17 protein-coding genes and 3 pseudogenes are annotated in these 18,985 nt (G+C 61.4%); 14 read left to right on the top strand and 6 right to left on the bottom strand.

The genetic code is table 11. The features are described from left to right. The first annotated feature begins 62 nt into the window (after positions 1-62). The 6 genes and pseudogenes from J5N58_RS15325 to J5N58_RS15350 all read left to right on the top strand — a co-directional run. Complete coding sequence (locus J5N58_RS15325; RefSeq protein WP_244711492.1) at positions 63-1,106, top strand: amidohydrolase family protein; 1,044 nt, start codon at positions 63-65, stop codon at positions 1,104-1,106. 4 nt (positions 1,107-1,110) lie between these two features. After that, a complete protein-coding gene (locus tag J5N58_RS15330; RefSeq protein WP_244711494.1) occupies positions 1,111-2,004 on the top strand; it encodes a VOC family protein in 894 nt (297 codons plus the stop codon). A 31-nt stretch (positions 2,005-2,035) separates the two neighbouring features. Next, entirely contained in the window at positions 2,036-3,613 is a 1,578-nt protein-coding gene (gene mhpA, locus J5N58_RS15335; RefSeq protein ID WP_342346004.1) for a bifunctional 3-(3-hydroxy-phenyl)propionate/3-hydroxycinnamic acid hydroxylase MhpA, read from the top strand. Positions 3,614-3,664: 51 nt separating this feature from the next. After that, the gene (locus J5N58_RS15340) at positions 3,665-4,975 is read left to right on the top strand and encodes an MFS transporter (protein WP_244711496.1); all 1,311 of its coding nucleotides are present in this window, start codon (positions 3,665-3,667) and stop codon (positions 4,973-4,975) included. A gap of 37 nt (positions 4,976-5,012) precedes the next feature. Then, positions 5,013-5,861, top strand: coding sequence for a fumarylacetoacetate hydrolase family protein (locus tag J5N58_RS15345; RefSeq protein WP_112829717.1), 849 nt, complete (start codon positions 5,013-5,015; stop codon positions 5,859-5,861). A gap of 30 nt (positions 5,862-5,891) precedes the next feature. Continuing rightward, positions 5,892-6,078: pseudogene (locus J5N58_RS15350) on the top strand (DDE-type integrase/transposase/recombinase); the annotation flags it as partial. 387 nt (positions 6,079-6,465) lie between these two features. On the opposite strand, the pseudogene J5N58_RS15355 reads toward J5N58_RS15350, so the two are convergent. Beyond that, positions 6,466-6,726 (bottom strand): annotated as a pseudogene (locus tag J5N58_RS15355) (acetamidase/formamidase family protein); the annotation flags it as partial. A 176-nt stretch (positions 6,727-6,902) separates the two neighbouring features. Beyond that, positions 6,903-7,646, bottom strand: a complete 744-nt coding sequence (locus J5N58_RS15360) for an SDR family NAD(P)-dependent oxidoreductase (RefSeq protein ID WP_244711498.1) — start codon at positions 7,644-7,646, stop codon at positions 6,903-6,905. Positions 7,647-7,785: 139 nt separating this feature from the next. Between J5N58_RS15360 and J5N58_RS15365 the strand changes: the two genes are divergently transcribed. Further along, on the top strand, positions 7,786-8,679 hold the full coding sequence (locus tag J5N58_RS15365; protein ID WP_244711501.1) for an AraC family transcriptional regulator: 894 nt from the start codon (positions 7,786-7,788) through the stop codon (positions 8,677-8,679). Between the two features lie 61 nt (positions 8,680-8,740). On the opposite strand, the gene J5N58_RS15370 is transcribed toward J5N58_RS15365, so the two are convergent. The 4 genes and pseudogenes from J5N58_RS15370 to J5N58_RS15385 all read right to left on the bottom strand — a co-directional run bounded on the left by J5N58_RS15370 (position 8,741) and on the right by J5N58_RS15385 (position 10,489). Beyond that, the gene (locus J5N58_RS15370) at positions 8,741-9,574 is read right to left on the bottom strand and encodes an oxidoreductase (protein WP_113466134.1); all 834 of its coding nucleotides are present in this window, start codon (positions 9,572-9,574) and stop codon (positions 8,741-8,743) included. A 50-nt stretch (positions 9,575-9,624) separates the two neighbouring features. Further along, positions 9,625-9,903, bottom strand: coding sequence for an antibiotic biosynthesis monooxygenase (locus tag J5N58_RS26035; protein ID WP_112829883.1), 279 nt, complete (start codon positions 9,901-9,903; stop codon positions 9,625-9,627). Further along, a pseudogene (locus J5N58_RS15380) lies at positions 9,858-9,992 on the bottom strand (SDR family NAD(P)-dependent oxidoreductase); the annotation flags it as partial. The gene J5N58_RS26035 and the pseudogene J5N58_RS15380, both read right to left, overlap by 46 nt. Before the next feature lie 35 nt (positions 9,993-10,027). Further along, positions 10,028-10,489 (bottom strand): VOC family protein, encoded by a 462-nt coding sequence (locus J5N58_RS15385; RefSeq protein ID WP_244711503.1) that lies wholly within the window; start codon positions 10,487-10,489, stop codon positions 10,028-10,030. A 117-nt stretch (positions 10,490-10,606) separates the two neighbouring features. Between J5N58_RS15385 and J5N58_RS15390 the strand changes: the two genes are divergently transcribed. The 7 genes from J5N58_RS15390 to J5N58_RS15420 all read left to right on the top strand — a co-directional run bounded on the left by J5N58_RS15390 (position 10,607) and on the right by J5N58_RS15420 (position 18,936). After that, positions 10,607-11,491, top strand: a complete 885-nt coding sequence (locus tag J5N58_RS15390) for a LysR family transcriptional regulator (RefSeq protein WP_113340073.1) — start codon at positions 10,607-10,609, stop codon at positions 11,489-11,491. A gap of 252 nt (positions 11,492-11,743) precedes the next feature. Further along, the gene (locus tag J5N58_RS15395; protein WP_244711505.1) at positions 11,744-12,259 is read left to right on the top strand and encodes an RNA polymerase sigma factor; all 516 of its coding nucleotides are present in this window, start codon (positions 11,744-11,746) and stop codon (positions 12,257-12,259) included. Positions 12,260-12,414: 155 nt separating this feature from the next. Next, entirely contained in the window at positions 12,415-13,407 is a 993-nt protein-coding gene (locus J5N58_RS15400) for a FecR family protein (RefSeq protein ID WP_244711508.1), read from the top strand. 178 nt (positions 13,408-13,585) lie between these two features. Next, positions 13,586-16,042 (top strand): TonB-dependent siderophore receptor, encoded by a 2,457-nt coding sequence (locus J5N58_RS15405; protein ID WP_244711524.1) that lies wholly within the window; start codon positions 13,586-13,588, stop codon positions 16,040-16,042. A gap of 47 nt (positions 16,043-16,089) precedes the next feature. Continuing rightward, a complete protein-coding gene (locus J5N58_RS15410; RefSeq protein WP_162757645.1) occupies positions 16,090-17,019 on the top strand; it encodes an ABC transporter substrate-binding protein in 930 nt (309 codons plus the stop codon). Between the two features lies 1 nt (position 17,020). Further along, positions 17,021-17,863: a siderophore-interacting protein gene (locus J5N58_RS15415; protein WP_162748332.1), complete on the top strand. Its 843-nt coding sequence runs from the start codon at positions 17,021-17,023 to the stop codon at positions 17,861-17,863. An 86-nt stretch (positions 17,864-17,949) separates the two neighbouring features. Continuing rightward, complete coding sequence (locus tag J5N58_RS15420) at positions 17,950-18,936, top strand: FecCD family ABC transporter permease (RefSeq protein WP_244711526.1); 987 nt, start codon at positions 17,950-17,952, stop codon at positions 18,934-18,936. Positions 18,937-18,985 lie beyond the last annotated feature (49 nt).

Here is an 18,985-nt window from a genome sequence, read left to right on the forward strand (position 1 = left end):
AAATTATGCCTTTACCGATCGAAGTTTGTATATTATTTGGATGATGAACACAGGAGGAGAGTGTGGGCGAGGAAAAGGCAAAACGCTTTAGAAGCGGTTGCGGTTGCGGCGGCATCGACGTTCACTGTCATGTCGTGCCGGCTCGGTTTCCGCCTGCCCCCGGCGGCGCGCCGATCCGCGGCTGGCCTACCATGACGCCCGTCAGCGACTGCCACGCGACGGTCATCATCGACGAAAAGCCCTATCGTGCCGTCAGCGATGCCTGCTGGGTTGCCGAACGGCGGCTGGAAGACATGGACCGCAGCGGCATCGACATGCAGGCGCTGTCCCCGATGCCGGAACTCTTCGGCTACTGGATCGATGCGAAACCGGCCAACGACCTCGTGCGTCACGTCAACGACGTGATTGCGGCGCTGATCGTGAAAGGCAAAGGTCGCTTCGTCGGGCTTGGCGGCCTGCCGATGCAGGACATAGACCTTGCAATCGTCGAACTGCATCGCATCGTCGGCGAACTCGGTTTCCGGGGCGTTGAGATCGGCAGCAATATCAACGGCGTCCCGATCGGCGACCCGCGCTTTCATCCGTTCTTCGCGGAAGCGGAGAAACTGGGCGCCGCCGTCTTCGTTCACGCAGTGCGGCCGACCGGCATGGGCCGCCTCGTCGGTCCGGCACCGCTGCAGCAGGTTCTCGCTTATCCGACCGATGTCGGCCTCGCCGCCGCGTCCGTCATCACCGGTGGGCTGCTGTTGAAATTCCCGAAGCTGCGGATCGCCTTCAGCCACGGCGGCGGCACCTTCGCCTCGCTGCTGCCGCGCCTGGAACAGGGTTATTCCACCTTTCCGGCCGTCACGGAAATCATGCCTGAAGCGCCTTCGGCGCAGGCGCGGCGCCTCTACGTGGATACGCTCGTCTTCGACCGGGATACGCTGCAGCGCATCGTCGCCATCTTCGGTGAGGATCGCGTGCTGCTCGGTACCGACTACCCCTTCAATTTCCGTGAAAAGGAACCCGTCGGCCGTATCGAGGAAGCCTTCGTCGATACGGGCCTTCGCGAGCGCCTGACATTTGAAAATGCGCGAGCCTTCCTCGCGCTGGATGAGGTTTGACCCGATGACAGACTTTCCCGTCTCTGCCCTGCGCAGTGTGGAACTGGGCACGCCCGATCTCGCCGGCTCCGTCGACTTCTATACCCGCGTCTGGGGTCTGGAAGCGGTGGCCGAAGTCGGTGACAAGGTCTTCCTGGCGGCAACCGGTGACGATTTTCATGTTCTGGAACTGAAGCAGAGCGACCGTGCGGAACTGCGCAAGATCACCTTCCGCGTCCGCTCCGCCGAAGACATGGCATCGCTGTTTGCCAAGACCGCCGCTGCAGGCTGCACCGTGATGCGCGAGCCGGAAGCCGCCGACGCGCCCTCCGGCGGCACCCGTTTCGTCATCCGTGAGCCGCAGGGTTCGGTGCTTGAGTTCGTTTTTGGCGACCAGCGCAGGCAAGGCGCGATCGTCGCCAACCGGCCTTATCGCCTTGCCCACGTCAACATAAACAGCGCCCACATCGAAGCATTGTCGAGCTTTTACAGGGATGTCCTCGGCTTCCGCCTGACGGACCGCTCCAAACTCATGGCCTTCCTGTGCTGCAATACCGACCATCACGCGGTGGTCCTGGCGGAAGCCCCCTCGAACGGCCTGAACCACGTGGCATTCCTGATGCCGGATCTGGAATCCGTGATGCGCGGTTCCGGACTGGTCGTGGACAAGGGGTATCCGATTGGCTGGGGTGTGGGGCGGCATGGGCCGGGTGACAATGTTTTCGCCTATTTCATCGATCCGCAGGGCGTGGTGATCGAATACACGGCCGAGGTCCTGCAGGTCGATGAAGGCTACCGTGTCCGCGGACCGGAAGAATGGGTGTGGCCACCCGGCCGTACCGACCATTGGGGCATTGCGCCTCCGAAAAGCGACGCCTGCAAGAAGGCGCAGATTTCCATCGGATTTTCCGGCGTCTGACGCCGCCGATCCAGTTTGCAGAGGCTTTCCCGTGACGAACGAGACCGATATTTCGAACCGTTATGACGTGCTGGTGGTGGGCTTCGGCCCGGCCGGTGCGGTCGCCGCCGGCATGCTTGGCGCGCGCGGTCACTCCACGCTGGTCGTCGACCGGCTGACCGAGATCTACGACAAGCCGCGCGCCATCGCGCTCGACCATGAGATCATGCGGCACTTTGATAACATGGGCATTGCCGACGAGGTTCTGCCCTATATCGCACCCTTCACCGCGTCCCAGCACTTCGGCGCCGAGGGACAGCTCATTCGCCGCATCGACATGGTGCCGGAGCCCTATCCTCTGGGCTACACGCCGAGCATGGTATTCACCCAGCCGCCGGTTGAGGCCGTGATGCGGAAGCACGCCGAAAGCTTCGATTGCGTGACCGTCGAGCTTGGAATGGAAATGACCAGCCTCGATCCGCACGCGGATGAGGTCGTCGCGGTGCTGAAGGATGCTTCCGGCGAGACCCGCAAGGTGGCCGCGAAATACGTGATCGGCTGCGATGGTGCCTGGAGCCAGGTGCGCGAGCAGTCGGGCATGAAGTTCGAGGATCTTGTCTTCGACGAGCCGTGGCTGGTGGTCGACGTTCAGGTTCATGAAGACGCGCTTGGCAAGCTGCCGCAGACATCCGCGCAGTTCTGCGACCCGGCCCGGCCGACCAGCTACGTCATGGGGCCAAAGAACCATCGCCGCTGGGAAATCATGCTCCTGCCGGGCGAAAACCCGCGCGAAATGGAAAAGCCGGACAATGTCTGGCAACTGCTGTCGCCCTGGCTGACTCCGGAAGACGGCAATCTCTGGCGCGCTGCCGCCTATCGCTTCCACGCCTTGGTGGCCGACGACTGGCGCCGTGGCCGCGTCCTGATTGCCGGCGACGCCGCGCATCAACAGCCGCCCTTCATTGGACAGGGCATGTGCCAGGGCCTGCGCGATGTTTCCAATCTCGTCTGGAGGCTCGACCGCATCCTGAAGGGCAAGTCGTCCGAGGACCTGCTCGATACTTACACCGTAGAGCGCAAGCAGCATGTGCGCACGCTCACCGGCAAGATCAAGGCCATTGGCCAGACCATCTGCGAACGCGATCCGGAAGCGGCTGCCGCACGCGACGCCAAGATCCTCGCCGAGGGTGGCGGCAAGCCGCTCACCATTACGCGTCAGGAAATCGTCCCGCCCATCGAGGATGGATTGATCGCAAAAGAGGGCACCCCGGCACGGGGGCTGCTCTTCCCGCAGCCGGCCATCGTTGAAGGCGATTCTCCGCGCCTGTTGGATAAGTTCACCGGACCGGAGTGGCGGCTGATTCTCGACGGTCGCCGGATCGGTACAGGAGAGGGCGAAGCACTGGCCAAAGCGATCGACGGCATCGTAGTCAGGGCCGTTGTCCCCCAGGGCGAAAAGAACGCCGACCCGACAGCGCTGCGCGAGAAGGACGGTGTGCTTTCCGCCTGGTTCGACCGGCATGGCGTCATCGCGGCCCTTGTCCGTCCGGACCATTACGTGTTCGGAGCGGCAAGATCGATCGCCGATCTCACTGAACAGCTTTCGGATCTGCACCGGCGTCTCGCATGAGGCGCGGCGCGATCCGCTGATGACATCTCGATACGGTTTTGGGAGGAAAACATGACCGATCCAGCAGTCCAGAAAGGAAGTCCTTGGCGTCCGTTTGCGGTGCTCGTCCTGCTCTTCCTATTTCAAACCCTAAACTTCTTCGACAAGCTCGTCTTCGGCCTATCGGCGGTGCCGATGATGAAGGAGCTGCAGATCACGCCGCAGCAGTTCGGCCTGATCGGCAGCAGCTTCTTTCTGCTGTTTTCGATCTCGGGCGTGCTTGTTGGTCTGTTCGTCATCGGTCGCGTACCGATCAAGTGGATCCTGGTGGTGCTTGCAGCGATCTGGTCGCTGACCCAGATCCCGATCTATTTCACCAGTTCCGTGACGGTTCTGGTGGTCTGCCGTATCCTTCTCGGTCTTGGCGAGGGACCGGGTCTGCCGACAGCGCTTCATGCAGCCCATAACTGGTTCAGTCCGGAGAAGCGAAGCGTTCCAAGCGCTGTCGTTCTGCAGGGCATCAGTGTCGGCCTGCTCGCGGGCGGTCCAATCCTTACCTACATCATTGTGCAGTATGGCTGGCGAACCGGCTTCCTGTTCTGCGGCGTCATCGGCATCTGCTGGATTGTCGCCTGGATGTTCATTGGCGGCGAAGGCCCTTACGCGGCTAGCAACGAAAAGACCGCCGCAAGTCAGCCTTCCGAGGCACCAATCCCCGCCCGCAAGCTGTGGCTCGATCCGACCGTCATCGGTGTCATCATCATGTCGACCATGTCCTACTGGATCGTCGGCATGTCCGCGACTTGGCTGCCGCCATTCCTGCAGCAAGGACTGGGCTATAGCCAGGTGCAGACCGGCAGCGTGATTTCCGCGGTGTATATCTTCCAGTCGCCGCTTCTGCTGATCGGCTCGTGGATCGCGCAGCGGATGCTTCAGCGCGGAGTCAGCAAGCGTAAGACGCTCGGCAGCGCCTCGGGTTATGCCCTGCTCGTCAGCGGTCTCGCCCTGATCGGCTCCGTCCATATCAGTGGCGTGTTGCAGCTTGTGCTGATTGCGATCGCCTTCGCGGCACCGAGCCTCACCACCATTTATGGCCCGATCACGCTCGGTGCCGTCGCTCCGGCCGTTCAGCGCGGCAAGCTCATCGTGGTCATCTATTCCGCAAATGCCGTCTCGGCCCTCGCATCGAATGCGATCACCGGCATGATCGTCCAGCAGGCCGGTCCCGAGCATCTGCCTGAAGGCTATGCGAACGCGATGATGTTCACGGCCGCAATCCTTATCATCGGTGCGATTTCTGCCTTCGCGTTGATCTTCCCGGACCGCACCATTCAGCGTTTCGGCGAGCGAAGCCGCGTTTCGGATCACATGCAGCGGGCTTGACGGCCCGCCACTTCCAAGCACTCAAGGAGAAGACAATATGAGACTGTCAACTGTCAGAATAGCCGGCCGCGCGACTTGGGGCGTGGTCGATCAAGATAGCTTCCGCGACGTCGGAACCGTGCTCGCCAGCCGTTATGCCGACCTCAAGGCAGCCATTGCGGCCGGCCTGGCAGGCGTGGCGGAGGCTGCTGCCTCCGCCGTCGCGACACCGCTTGCGGATATCGAGTGGCTGCCCGTCGTACCTAACCCGGACAAGATCCTCTGCGTCGGACTGAACTACGAAATGCACCGCCAGGAAACCGGCCGTTCCGAGGTCGAGAATCCGACCATTTTCGCGCGTTACGCCAATAGCCAGATCGGTCATCTGGCGCCGATCGTGCGCCCGAAGGTATCGACCGATCTCGATTACGAAGGCGAACTTGCGATCATCATCGGGAAGCCCGGCCGATATATTTCGCGCGACGAAGCGCTCAGCCACGTCGCCGGCTATGCGATCTACAACGATGGCAGCATCCGCGACTTCCAGCGGCATACGCATCAGTTCACCCCGGGCAAGAATTTCCCTGGTACTGGCGCATTTGGTCCCTGGATGATGACGCCGGATGAACTCGGCCCGCTGCCGGATCTGCGGATACAGACACGGCTCAACGGCCAAGTGGTGCAGGATGCGACCTTTGGCCAGATGATCTTCGATATCGCCCGCCAGATCGAATATTGCTCGAGCTTTACCCGTCTCGAAGCCGGCGACGTCATTGCCAGCGGAACTCCGGGTGGCGTCGGTGCCAAGCGCAATCCGCCGCTCTGGATGAAGCCGGGCGATGTCGTCGAGGTCGAGATCGATCGCCTCGGGATTCTGCGCAACCCGATCACGGACGAAGCACACTGACAGAAATTGTTGTGGGTGCCGGTCGGTAGAGGTGGCCGCCCCTCCGTCGGTGTCGACAATACGCTCGACCGGCACCGACATCACCTATATCCGGACCTGCGAGGGGTTTGCCTATCTGACGGTCGTCATCGATCTCTATTCCCGTCGCGTCATCGGTTGGGCAATGCGGTGCCGTCAAATCACGCACGTCGTGATGCAAGCTCTGTTCATGGCGGTTACGACCGCGTTCTTGAGAGACCCAGTTTACCGACGACCCGCAACGGCTATCGGTTGATGCTGGCCTGGATGCGGACATTCGGTGAGTTGCGGCACATCTTTGAACGGGCCTTCGGGGTCGGGCCCAGAGCACTTACCGAGGTTGTGGCAATGCTCGTGCACAATCGCGACGTCAAAACCGCGTAACTGGGGCATAGGAAAGCATCCTCCAGCCACTCGGAATTCTTGCAACAGAACCCTTTGGGTTGCCTCGATTTGAGATCGTGGCAGGCGCAATGGGCCTGGGCGGTCTTGGCACGCTCGCGGACGCCGGTTCCAGACCCCGGAACCGGCAGAGATCGTAAATCCACTCGGACACACCTGCAGCCAAACTTGGGACTCAATCCGTCTACTCGTACACGATACGCGGGAAATAGAAGCTGACCACCCAGTTCGGCATGTCGACGATTTCGCTGATCCTGAGATCGGCGCAGACCGAACACAGCATGTAGGCGTCGACCGGGTTCAGTCCGTGTTCGGCACAGATGAGGTCGATCATGCGTGAGACGGCCTCGCGGGCGGCGGTCATCAGGTCCGGGCCTATTCCGGTCGTCACCTCGTAGCCGGCGCCATCGAGGTGGCGGGTCACTGGCCCCGGCGTGGTGAAGCGGCCGTTCTTCCCGAAACCCTTGAGGACGGGATCGCCGGGTGCCCCATCCCTCCCGTCATAGTCCAGGCGCTGGGTGATGCCGAGCGGAGCAAGGGTTGCGGTGTAGAAGGCAATCGAGTGTTCGACGCTTCGGAAAAGGTGAGGATGATATGATCGAGCATCGGGAGCCTCCCTTTTCAGATGATGTAGCCGCCGGCTACTTCGATGTCCTGGGCGTTGACGTATCGGTTGTCATCCGAGAGCAGGCCGGCGATGGCATTGCCTATATCGTCCGGCTCGCCCACGCGGCCCAGCGCGATCATCCCTGCGAGCATGGCTTCAAACTCCTCGTTCAGGCCGCCGCCCAACTCGGTGCGGATGGCGCCGGGCGAGATGGAATTCGCCCGGATCTTCCGGTCGGCAAACTCCTTTGCCATATAGCGGGTGAGGATTTCGAGGCCGCCCTTGAAGGAGGCGTAGGGCGCCACGCCGGCAAAGGCGACGCGCTTGGTGGCGCTGGTCAGGTTGATGATATGGCCGCCGTCGGCGATCAATGGCAGCAGGGTCTGTGTAAGGAAGAACGGACCTTTCAGATGCACGGCGAACAGGCCGTCGAACTCCTCTTCGGTGACGCCGACGATCGGATTGTAGAGGCCGTGGCCGGCATTGTTGACCAGGAAATCGAAGTCGGCGCGGGCGAAACTTGTCCCCAGAACGGATGCGATCTTGTCCCGAAACTCGACGAACGAGCCGACATCGCCGACATCGAGCTTGAGTGCGACAGCGGCGCCGCCGCCAGCCACGATCGAGGCGACGACCGCGTCGGCCGCAGCCGGATTGCTGTTATAGGTGAGGATAACGCCCATGCCGCGTGCGGCGCAAATTTTTGCCGTGCTGGCGCCAATGCCGCGGCTGCCGCCGGTTATGATGACCACCTTCATTTCGCTTCTCCATTGTGTCTGTGACGATGTCCAACGGATAATCGCAGCCTTGAAGAGGCGCTGTCCGGATTCTCTTTCTTTATTGCCTATTTCTGCTTCACGCTTGCGGCGGGACGACGGCCGTGCCAGAAATCCGGCCATGAATGACAAGCTCGAAGAATTGAGATCGTTGGCCGCGAGGGCTGAAAATCGCCGCACCGAGACAGGAATCCCTCGCGTCGCGATGGTTCAGGGACGGATACCGGAACACCAATTGGCCACCGTCTATGAACCGATGATCAACCTGATTCTCTCCGGGTCGAAGACAATGACGGTCGGAGAGCGCACCTTTCGCTATGATCCCGCGACCTATTTCGTCATGTCGGTGGATCTGCCGGCTGTCGGCTCGGTCCATCCAGACGCAGACGGCCGACCTTATCTGGCCGTCAGCCTGACGCTCGATCCGCACGTGGTCGGCAATTTGATTACCGATCTTCCAAAGCCTGTCGGTGGGACGCTCCGTGATGGGGGCTTCTCGGTGGCTCCGATCACTGACGACATGTTGGATGCCTGGCTCCGTATGCTGAGATTGATGCTGCGCCCCGACGAGATCGCGGCGCTGGCGCCGGCCTATGAGCGCGAGATCCTGTTCCGTGTGCTGCAGGGGCAGTTGGGCTGGATGCTGCGTGACATCGCGCTGCCGGAGACGGCACTGTCGCGTATCGGCGTTGCCATCCGCTGGATCAGGGAGAATTTCTCCAGCCCGCTGCGGGTCGATGACCTCGCTGGCATGGCGGCGCTGAGCGTTTCCGCGTTCCATCGTCATTTCAAGGCGGTCACCGCGCTTAGCCCGATCCAGTATCAGAAGCGGGTGCGTCTGCTTCATGCCCGTTCAATGCTGCTGGCAGGGGAGGGCAACGCAACCTCTGTCGCCTTCCGTATCGGCTATGAGAGCGCAAACCAGTTCAGTCGGGAATATGCCAGATTGTTCGGCCGCCCACCCCTGAAGGATATCGCGAACCTGAGCCAAGCGCTGGGACGCAACGCAGCCTGACTTCATGCGGCCGGAACCGGTAGCCCGAAGGCGGATTCTGCTCCGCCTTCGGGCCTGTGGCTTACGCGCTAGCGAAGTCGGTCGACATCGAAACGGTGCGCCATTCGGCGAGAATGGCAGCGTCCTGCGCGTGCTTCTTTTCAATCGCGGCCACAGTGTCGCTGCCGAGCGGCAGGCGCACCGGCGGATTGGGAGCTTCAGCGAAGGCGATCAGGACCTCCGCCAGCTTCTGAGGATCGCCGGGTTGATTATGGCTGAGCCCTGCCGCTATCGTGCGCACCTTGCCGGCGGTCGCTTCGTAGTCGCCGATGATGTTGCCGCTGACCGACAAGGACGAACTGTCGAGGAAATCGGTGCGGAAATAGCCCGGTTCGATGACGGTGACATGGATGCCTAGCGGCGCCAGTTCGTCATGCAGGGCTTCGCTCAGCCCTTCGACGGCGAATTTGGTCGAGGAGTAGACACCGAAGCCTGCTGCGCCGCGATAGCCGCCGATCGATGAGATATTCAGGATGCGACCTGAGCGAGCCTGGCGCATGACGGGCAGGACGGCGCGGGTCACGTTGAGGAGGCCGAAGACATTGGTGCGATAGACAGCCTCTATTTCGGATGCCGTCGCCTCCTCGACAGCGCCCATCAGTCCGAAACCGGCGTTGTTGAGCAGGATATCGATCTGGCCGAAGCGATCGATCGCGGCTTTCACAGCTGCGGCCGCCTGCGTGTCGTCGGTCACGTCGAGGGCGACCGGTAGCAGGTTGGGGTGCTCGCCGAACCGATCGGTGATCGCTTTGAGATTGCGGGCGGTCGCGACGACGGCATCGCCCTGTGCGAGCGCGCGTGTTGTGACGAGGGCGCCAAAGCCACGCGAGGCGCCGGTGATGAACCAGATTTTCATGAGAATGTTTCCTTGATGTTGTGTTGATGAGGAAAGTGGCGTGCCGGGCCTCAGAGGCGCGGCGACGTCATCGTGCAGAATGTCAGTTCCATCTCGCGGGCCGGCAGTTCTGGAAAGCGCGCCATGACGGCTTCGGTGTAAGGTTGCTGGAAATGCGCATCGAGATCGGCGCGCGATCGCCAGTTTTCATAGAAATTCCAAACCGTCGGATCATGGTTGTCGCGGTGCAGGTGAGGTGGAGACCTTGTTCGGAAAGGCTTCTGGACAGACCGGCAAGGCGATCGGCATTGCGCGCGGTGAGCACGACATGCCAGCCTTCCCGACCGAATTTCTCCGCGACGGCCTGCCCGATGCCCTGGCCAGCGCCGATAATCATGATGGAGTCTGTCATGGGATGTTCTCCTGATGTGCTGGCCATCGCGATGCCGTGACGGCCAGCCGGGTGAGAAAGGGTCACGGCAGGACTTCTGCCAGCTCGATCAGATTGCCGAAGGGATCGCAGAAGAAGGCGAGGCGGCGGCTGATTGCCAAAAGCTCGAACGGCTCGGTGACGATGGTGACGCCGCGTGCCCGCAGTTCCTCGACAGTGGCGTCGACGCTTGCGACATTCAGGCAGAAATGGTGGTAGCCGGCATAATTGAGGCTATCGCCGAGATCGGTATAGGGGCGGACGTCTTTCGGCGACGGATCGCCGCCGCCCAGGATTTCCACATAGAAATGGTCGTCGGTGGCGGGCGCCAGATAGGCGAGTTGTTCGTCGGCATAGTCCCATTCGGCGACGACGCGAAAGTCGAGCTTCTCGACATACCAGCGCTTGGCGTTTTCGAGGTCCGGCGTGCGGACGGCGACGTGATGACCACGCATGTCGGCGAAGGGCGATGCAGTGTTGTGGGCGGCAGGAATGAAGTCGGCCATTGTCTTGTCTCCTATTTTGTCCGGCGCCAGCGCCGGCTTGCGAGGAGAAATCTGGATCTTTTCGACGATCAGGATTAGAGAGATAATCCTCTTCTCAATGATGAGCAAGATTTGATAATGCGTAGCACGGATCTCTCTGAACTGGCGGCCTTCGACGCAGTTGCCCGTCACCGTAACTTTCGTCGCGCCGGCGAAGAGCGCGGGGTGACGGCTTCAGCGATCAGCCATGCGGTGGGCAATCTGGAAGCGCGCGTCGGCATTCGCCTGCTCAATCGGACGACCCGCAGCGTGTCGCTGACTGATGCCGGCGCAATGCTACATGCGCAACTGTCGCCGGCTTTCGGGGAAATCGGCTCGGCGCTGGATGCGCTCAACCAGTTTCGCGACACGCCGTTTGGAAAGGTTCGCATCAATGCGCCCAATTCAGTCGCGCCTTTTGTCTTCCGATCGGTGATTGGTCCGCTCATCGCAGAAAATCCAGGTCTCCAGCTGGAAATCGTCGCCACCGACCGCCTTGTCGATATTGTGGAGGAGGGGTTCGATGCCGGAATTCGGCTTGGCGAGAGCCTGCGCGATGGTATGACGGCTGTGAAAATCAAGCCGCGGCTGCGCTTTGCCGTCGTCGGTTCCACGGCTTATTTCGAGCGTCATCCGATCCCCAAAACCCCGGAGGATTTGCGTCAGCATGCCTGTATCCGCAATATCTATCCCAGCGGCAAACCCTATGCGTGGGAGTTCAGCCGCGCCGGCAAAATCATCGAGTTCGAGCCGAACGGAACTCTTTCGCTGGACGATCACGAACTGATGGTCGAGGCGGCTCTATCGGGCGTGGGACTGGCTTATGTCTGGGAGGAACGGGCGCGTCCCTATGTTCAGAACGGCAGCCTGATCGAATGCCTGGCATCCTGGCGTGCGCCCGAGGACTGGCTCTATCTCTATTACCCGACGCGAAAATACCTTTCGGCCGGCCTGCGCGCCGTCATCGATGCGCTCCGTGTTTGAAAGGACTGGTACGCCGACGGTTCGGTTCCCGTCACGACCTCCGGTCTTCAGACGAAATAACTTGCTTCGAATAGTCAAGTATATGTTGCGCCGTGTTGGTGTGCAATCTATGAAGGAAACACTGACGGCGACAAACAAATGTTTTGAGTTCCAAATGCCCCTGGAGCGGATCAAATGGCGACGGGTACCTCATCGAAGAGATGATTTTATCTTCCCGGATTCGTTGCAACAGAGGCGGGGGAGTCAATAGGCTTGCCTGCCATTCTGAACGCCATTTTTGCTGCCCATCGGCGCTCCCTGCTGTGGACCGTCATGCGCATTGTGCGCGATCCGCAGACGGCGGAAGATTTGGCGCAGGAAACGTATCTGCGGGCCCGCAAGGCGGTCGCGAGCGGCCGGGTCGAGCATATCGAGGGCTTTCTTCACCAGACGGCGCGCAATCTTGCGCTCGATCATCTCCGGCGCCGAAAGACCCGGTCAGGGGCCGAGTTGGAGGGGCTGGACGAAGCTTTCCTGGCCAGCATCTCGGCCGACATTCCCTCCATCGAGGAGGCCCTGATCGAGAAGCAGACGTTCGGCGTCTTCCAGCAGGCGCTTGCTGCCTTGCCGAAGCGCGCGCAGGCCGTGCTGGTCCTCAGCCGCATCGAAGAGTGGTCGAATGTTCGTATCGCTGAACATCTCGGCATTTCTGAACGTACGGTCTTCAACGATCTGAAACTCGCCATGGCCCATTGCCGGGATGCCATGGCGCGTCTGGACGGGAAGTGAGCAACAGGATGGCGCTTCCTTCGACCGTCTCGACCGAAGAAGCTACCGTGAAGGGAGCCCGGCTGTCCGTTCCAGCAAAGAATTTTGCCGGGTTTGACGTGCTCATGCGTCAAGGTATCAGGAACCCGCAAACAGGCTTCGATCGGATGGGCTAAGTGGGACATCAGGACGCGCAGGACAAGGACCGAATGGTCAGCGACTTCAGCCATGCCGATCCTGTGGCGGATCAGGCTCTGGACTGGTACGTGCGGCTGCGCGATGGCAAGCCGGATGCGGCGACCCGCGCCGATTTTCTCGCATGGCTGGCGGAGGATCCTCGCCATGAGGAGGAATATCGGGGGCTCCAGATCCTGTGGAACTCGAAACCCTTCCTCAATGCGGTGAAAGCACTGCCTGTCGACCGGTCCGAGCTTATGCGACCGAGAGGCCGCAGCTGGCCGCTGCGGGTTGCTGCTCTGGCCGCTTCGGTTCTGCTTGCTGCGGGCATCTGGCAATATTCGTCGCTGACGGTCGCGTTCCAGGCAGATTACGTCACGGCGACCGGAGCCCAGATGCACATTCCCCTGCCGGATGGTTCAACGATGCTGCTGAATACCGACACGGCGGTGGCGCTCGATTTCGATGCCGGCCGGCGTCATGTCCGCCTGCTACAGGGCGAAGCCTTTTTCGATGTCGTTCACGATCCCGCTCACCCCTTTACCGTCAGCGGCCAATACGGCGAGGTGGAAGTGCTGGGCACTGCATTTGCCGTCAGAACCGGCGCTGACGAAGATGAGGTCGTGCTGGAGCGAGGCCGCGTGCAGGTTCTCTGTCTGTGCGATGGCAAGGACAAGGCGGTGCTGGCGCCGGGTGAGATGGTCAGCATCACGGCGTCGGCCGTGTCGCCCGTTCATGCGGCTGACCCATCCGCGACGCTTGCCTGGCGCGAAGGCCGTATCATCTTCGAAAACGCGCGTCTTGGAGATGTTCTCGAAGAGCTGCGCCGCTATCATCGCGGAGCAATTCTCGTGGCGGACGATCGGGTGAACCAGATGAAGGTCACCGGCAATTATCGCCTCGACGATGTCGAAGGTGCGGTTCGGACTCTCGCCGACGCGGCGGAGGTTGGATTTTACCGCGTTCCCGGCGGGCTTATAATCCTTCGATAAGCTCTCAACTTTTTTTGCCGGTTTTGAAACCCTGTTGCGTCCTTGCTGACGGAGGGGTTGGAAATGCGTGGCGCGCGGCCAATCCCATGTCTTGAATGAGGGTAGGACGAGTATGACAAGGGGCAAGAATTCACGCGTTGGGATCATGACTGGCGAGCGTCGCCGTCAAAGGACAAGGGTGCTTCTCGCATCCAGCATGCTCGCCTGCATGGCCGGCTTTGATCCGGGCGCCGCTTATGCCCAGGCGCGGACTGTCGCTGGCGCCACGGAAACCATCAGCTTCCACATCCCGGCCCAGCCGCTGTCGGCAGCCATCAATGCCTTCATTCGCCAGAGTGGCTGGCAGATCAGCTATTCGGCGAACCTTGCCGCCGGTAAGACCTCGACGGCGGTTTCCGGTAGCATGACGCCCTCGGCCGCCTTGCAGCAACTCGTGCAGGGTACAGGCATTGCGGTCAGGATCAGCGGTGCAGGTTCGGCGGCTCTCGTCGGCCCTCAGGCGACGGACGCAGGTGGAGCGGCGGCCGATGGATCGACGGTACTGGATACGATCACTGTGCAGGGGCAGCGTGGCGGCACCACGGAAGGAACGGGATCTTACACGACAGGTCAGATGAACACGGCGACCGGCCTTCCGCTTTCCATCCGGGAGACCCCGCAATCGGTGACGGTGGTGACGCGCCAGCGAATGGAGGATCAGGCCAGCAATTCGTTGCAGGATGTACTCGAAACGTCCAGTGGCATTTCCATCCAGAAGTATGACAGCGATCGGACCGAATATCTGGCGCGCGGCTTCACGGTTGGAGAGTTCCAGTATGATGGCGTGGTGATCCAGAACGAAGGGATCTACGATTTCGGTCTCACCAATCCCGACACGGCAATCTACGACAGGGTGGAAATCGTGAAGGGGGCGAACGGTTTGCTGCAAGGCTCGGGAAGTCCCGGTGCCGCCGTCAATCTCGTGCGCAAGCGACCGACTGACACCTTCCAGGCCTCCGTCACCGGAACGGCCGGATCCTGGAATGCCTATCGCACGGAGGCAGATGTTTCGGGCCCGCTTAACCCCGATGGATCGTTGCGCGGTCGCCTCGTCGGCTCGTTCGAGGATGCCGAATCTTACCTCGATCATTACGAGAAGAAATCGTTCAGTCTCTACGGCATTCTGGAAGCCGATATCACCGACAACACGACGCTGTCGCTCGGAGCCGACTATCAGCAGACCCGGCCACGGGGCTCGAGCTGGACTGGGCTGCCGATGTTCTTCAGCGACGGCAGCCGGACGGACTTCGACGTTTCGACCAATCCGGCAACCGACTGGAGCCGGCGCGACACCTTTACCAACAATATCTTCGTGACGCTCGACCACGAGTTCGACAACGGCTGGCAAGCCGACCTGACCTACAATCATCGCCGCAACGGGCATGACAGCGTGCTGGGTTCCGCCGGTAGTGGCTACCCGGACCCGGTAACCGGAGAAGGAGTCTATCAATATGTGGGCAAGTATTCCGGCCGACTGGTCCAGGACACCATCGATGCCAAGCTCTCGGGTCCCGTCGAACTTTTCGGTCGCGAGCACGACCTGATGTTCGGCGCAACGGCGTCTCATAAAACCACCAAGGGCCCGCTCTACGGCTATGGCGGCGTCAATTACGACCCCGCAGTCCCGAACTTCTTCACCTGGGACGGCAACACCGACGAGCCTGATTTCGATCTGACGGGGCGATACGAGAACAGCCTGACGCAGTACGGCGCCTATGCCGCAACGCGACTTCGGCCGACCGACGATCTGTCCGTCATCCTGGGCAGCCGCGTCAGCTGGTACGATTACGATGACCAGGGATCTTACGATAACGCTACGGGGACCTGGAGCGGCGCCAGCCAGTATTCGACGAACGGCAAGATTACCCCTTATCTCGGTGTGGTTTACGACCTGAACCAGGACTGGTCGGTCTATGCGAGCTATACCGGCATCTTCAAGCCGCAGGGAAACCAGGACGTCAACGGCGCCTATCTCGATCCTGAAGAAGGTCACAGCTACGAAGCCGGCGTGAAGGCCGAATTGTTGGATGGCAGGCTGAATACAAGTGCTGCGGTCTTCATGATTAAGCAGGACAATCTGGCCGAGACGGCCGGGTATGACCCGGTTTTGGGGCAAAACTACTATGAGGCTGTAGACGGTGTCACGACGAAGGGTTTCGAAATCGAGGCCTCCGGCGAGATCATGGCGGACTGGAACCTCTATGCGAGCTACACCTATTCCCACGCCCGAAAGGCGGATGGCGAGAGGGTCTATTCCTTCATCCAGACGACGGCCCCGGAAAATGTCGTCAAAATCTACACGACCTACACGCTGCCCGGCGAGTGGGACAAGCTGACCATTGGCGGCGGTGTGCGTTGGCAGGACAAGATCTACGGCTATGTGTGGAGCCCGGCGAATGTCTATGAGGACATCACCCAGAAGAACGTGTTTCTGATCGATCTGATGGCCAAGTACAGGCTGAACGAGAAGGTCGACATAACGTTCAACGTGAAGAACCTGTTGAACGAAAAGTATTATGCCGGTCTCGGCAACTTCGACACCGGCTATTACGGCGAACCGCGCAGTTTCAGCGTTTCGACCAAGTACAAGTTCTGATCGTGAGGCCGGTGACGCGACGCGCCTTGACGATGAGTGCGGCGGCAATGCTCTTGCCGCCTTGCCTCGCATGCGCGAATGTCGGCACCTATCCGCGGGTTATCGGTCACGCCTTCGGGCGCACCGAACTGCGCTCGGAGCCGCGCCGGCTGGTCACGATCGGATATGGGGACGAGGCGCCCTTTCTCGCACTCGGGCACAGGCCGATCGCCATCGTCTATTCCAGGATGTTTGCCAGCGGCATGACGCCCTGGTGTGAGCAGAAATTCAGCGCCATGAGGCCGGCGCTTCTCGATGGCAGCATCATCGATTTCGAAGAGATCGCGCGCCTCGATCCCGACGTCATCGTCGGGGTCTTTTCGCAGCTCGATGCCGCGTCCTACGACAGGCTGAGCCGGATCGCCCCGACGATTGCCTACCGCAGCGGACCCTATAGGGCAGGCTGGAGGGAACAGACGGAAATCGCGGGTGCGGTTCTGGGGCTGGACGAGAAGGCGAGGCAGCTCATTGTCGAGACCGACCGTCTTCTGGGCAGTTATGGCGATGTCTATCCCGGGCTCAAGGGCCGGAGCTTCACCTTCGGTTCCTATTTCGCAGGCAGCAGCCGGATCGTCGTTTATCTGCCCGGCGAAACGCGGGTCGACTGGATGATCGGGATCGGCATGCAACCGTCCCCGGGTGTTCAACGGCTCGCCACGGCATCTGGTGGGCGAGTCTCGGCCGATGCCAGCCTCGAAGATCTAGACAGCGTTGCCGCCGATCTGCTTGTCATGTGGTACGAGCCCGGAGCCCGTACAGCTCTGGAAGGCCAGCGCCTGTTCCAGATGTTCCCGCCCGTCCGCGAAAGACGGTATGTCGGGCTCGATGATCCCGCAGAGATCTGGGCGGCATCCTGGCCGAGCGTTTTGGCCATTCCCTATGCATTCCCCAAAATCCTTCGTCGGATGGAAGCCGCCGTCAAGGCAGAGGCACACTAACATGCATGCAAACGCGCAAGCTCTTTCGGGCGTGCTGGATCACGATCACGATGCCTATGTGGAGGACAACTTTTTGGCCTCCGTGGTGTCGATCGGGCACCTGACGCCGGCGATGATCCGGGTCGTCTTGAGGCTGGAGGGCGGCGAGCGGTTGCTGCCAAGCGGGCATCCGGACGAGTGGGTGCGCCTTGCGGTGCCGGCGGATGACGAGACGCCGGTGGTGCTGCCGGTGCTCAGGGAGAATGGCCGGTGGGAGATGCCGGAGGGGGCGGACTATTCGCCGAACCGACCATACACCGTGCGCCGCTGGTATCCTGAGACCTGCGAGATGGTGCTCGACATGGTGGTGCATGAGGGCGGCGTGGCAGCCAACTGGGCGATGGGGGCCAAGGTCGGGGATATCGTCGGGATCTGCAATCCGGAGGGCCGGTTCTGGTTGCCGAAGGGCAGCCGGTGGCTGTTGATGCTGACGGATATTACGGGCTTGCCCGCGGTCGGCCGGGTGCTGGAGGAACTGCCGGAAGGGTTCAGGGTAATCGTGCATGTGGAGGTCCCGTCCGATGCCGACCGGCAGGAGATCGGGGAGATAATTGAGACGGTGGCGGATTTGGAGATATCTTGGCACACCTGTCACGGACTGAAGCCGGAGCGGCCGGGCTATACCGAACTGCCGCGCATTGCGCGGGAGATCCGGCAATTGCCGGATGGGCCAGGCTATATCTATATCGCAGGCGAAGCCAAGGCGGCGGCCGAGTGCCGCAAGCACTTCAGGGATACGCTCGGCTTCGACAAGCGTTGCATCGATGCCGTCGGCTACTGGATCGAAGGGCAGGCGCGGGTGTGAAGACTTTCCGCACTGCCATGTCTATCGCAACCGCTGCTCGAGCTGCTGCGCCCAAGCCGGGGCGGGCGCCTGGGCTGGCGACGGTAATGCTTGGTCTCGTCCTGCTGGCGGGCCTGTCGATCGCAAGCCTTTCGCTGGGCGTCCGATCGATCTCTGTTCAGACGATGGTCGATACCCTCCTGGCCTTTGACGATCGTCTGGTCGATCATGTCGTCGTGATGGATTACCGCCTGCCGCGGACCCTGCTGGCGCTGTTGTGCGGATCGGCCTTCGGCGTGTCGGGGGCGCTGATCCAGGCGGCGACACGCAATCCGCTGGCCGATCCGGGGATCTTGGGCGTCAATGCGGGGGCGGCTTTCTTCGTGACGCTTGCGGTCGGGCTTTTCGGCTTTCAGTCGATCAACGCCTATCTGGGATTTGCTCTTCTCGGCGCGGTACTGGTAACGCTCGCGGTCTACGGGCTGAGCATGATGGGGGGTGGACTGGCCGGGCGCGGTGGCGCAACTCCGGTGCGCCTGGTGCTGGCGGGGGTGGCGCTGTCGGCGTTGTTCGGCGGGATCGGCTCTTCGATCACCCTCTTGAACCCGCAGGCCTTCGATGCCATGCGCCAATGGTCGATCGGCGCGGTCGCCGGGCGCGACATGGCAGTGGTGGTGGCGGTTGCGCCCTTCATCGGGATCGGTCTTCTCATCGCATTGTTGAGCGCCCGCTCGCTGAATGCCGTGGCACTCGGCGAGGATCTTGCCGCCGCGTTCGGGGCCAGTCTTGTCCGCACGCGCATCCTGACACTGATTGCCGTGACGCTGCTGGCCGGAGCAGCCACGGCGGCCTGCGGCCCGATCGGCTTCATCGGCTTGATGGTGCCGCATGCGGTGCGCTGGCTCACCGGGCCGGACCAGCGTCGGATTATCCCCATGACCATGATCTATGCGCCGGTGCTGTTGTTGGCTGCCGATATTGCCGGGCGCTTGGTTCTTTATCCGGGCGAGTTGGAGGCGGGCATCGTCACCGCCTTCCTCGGCGCGCCGGTGCTGATCGCGCTGGCACGGCGCAGACAGGCGGGCGGATTATGACGATGCCATCCTCTCGCTCTCGTTCACCGTGTCCAACCGTACGGCTGGA

It is taken from the genome of Paenirhizobium cremeum (genome assembly GCF_022884085.1).
Classification (GTDB): domain Bacteria; phylum Pseudomonadota; class Alphaproteobacteria; order Rhizobiales; family Rhizobiaceae; genus Allorhizobium; species Allorhizobium cremeum.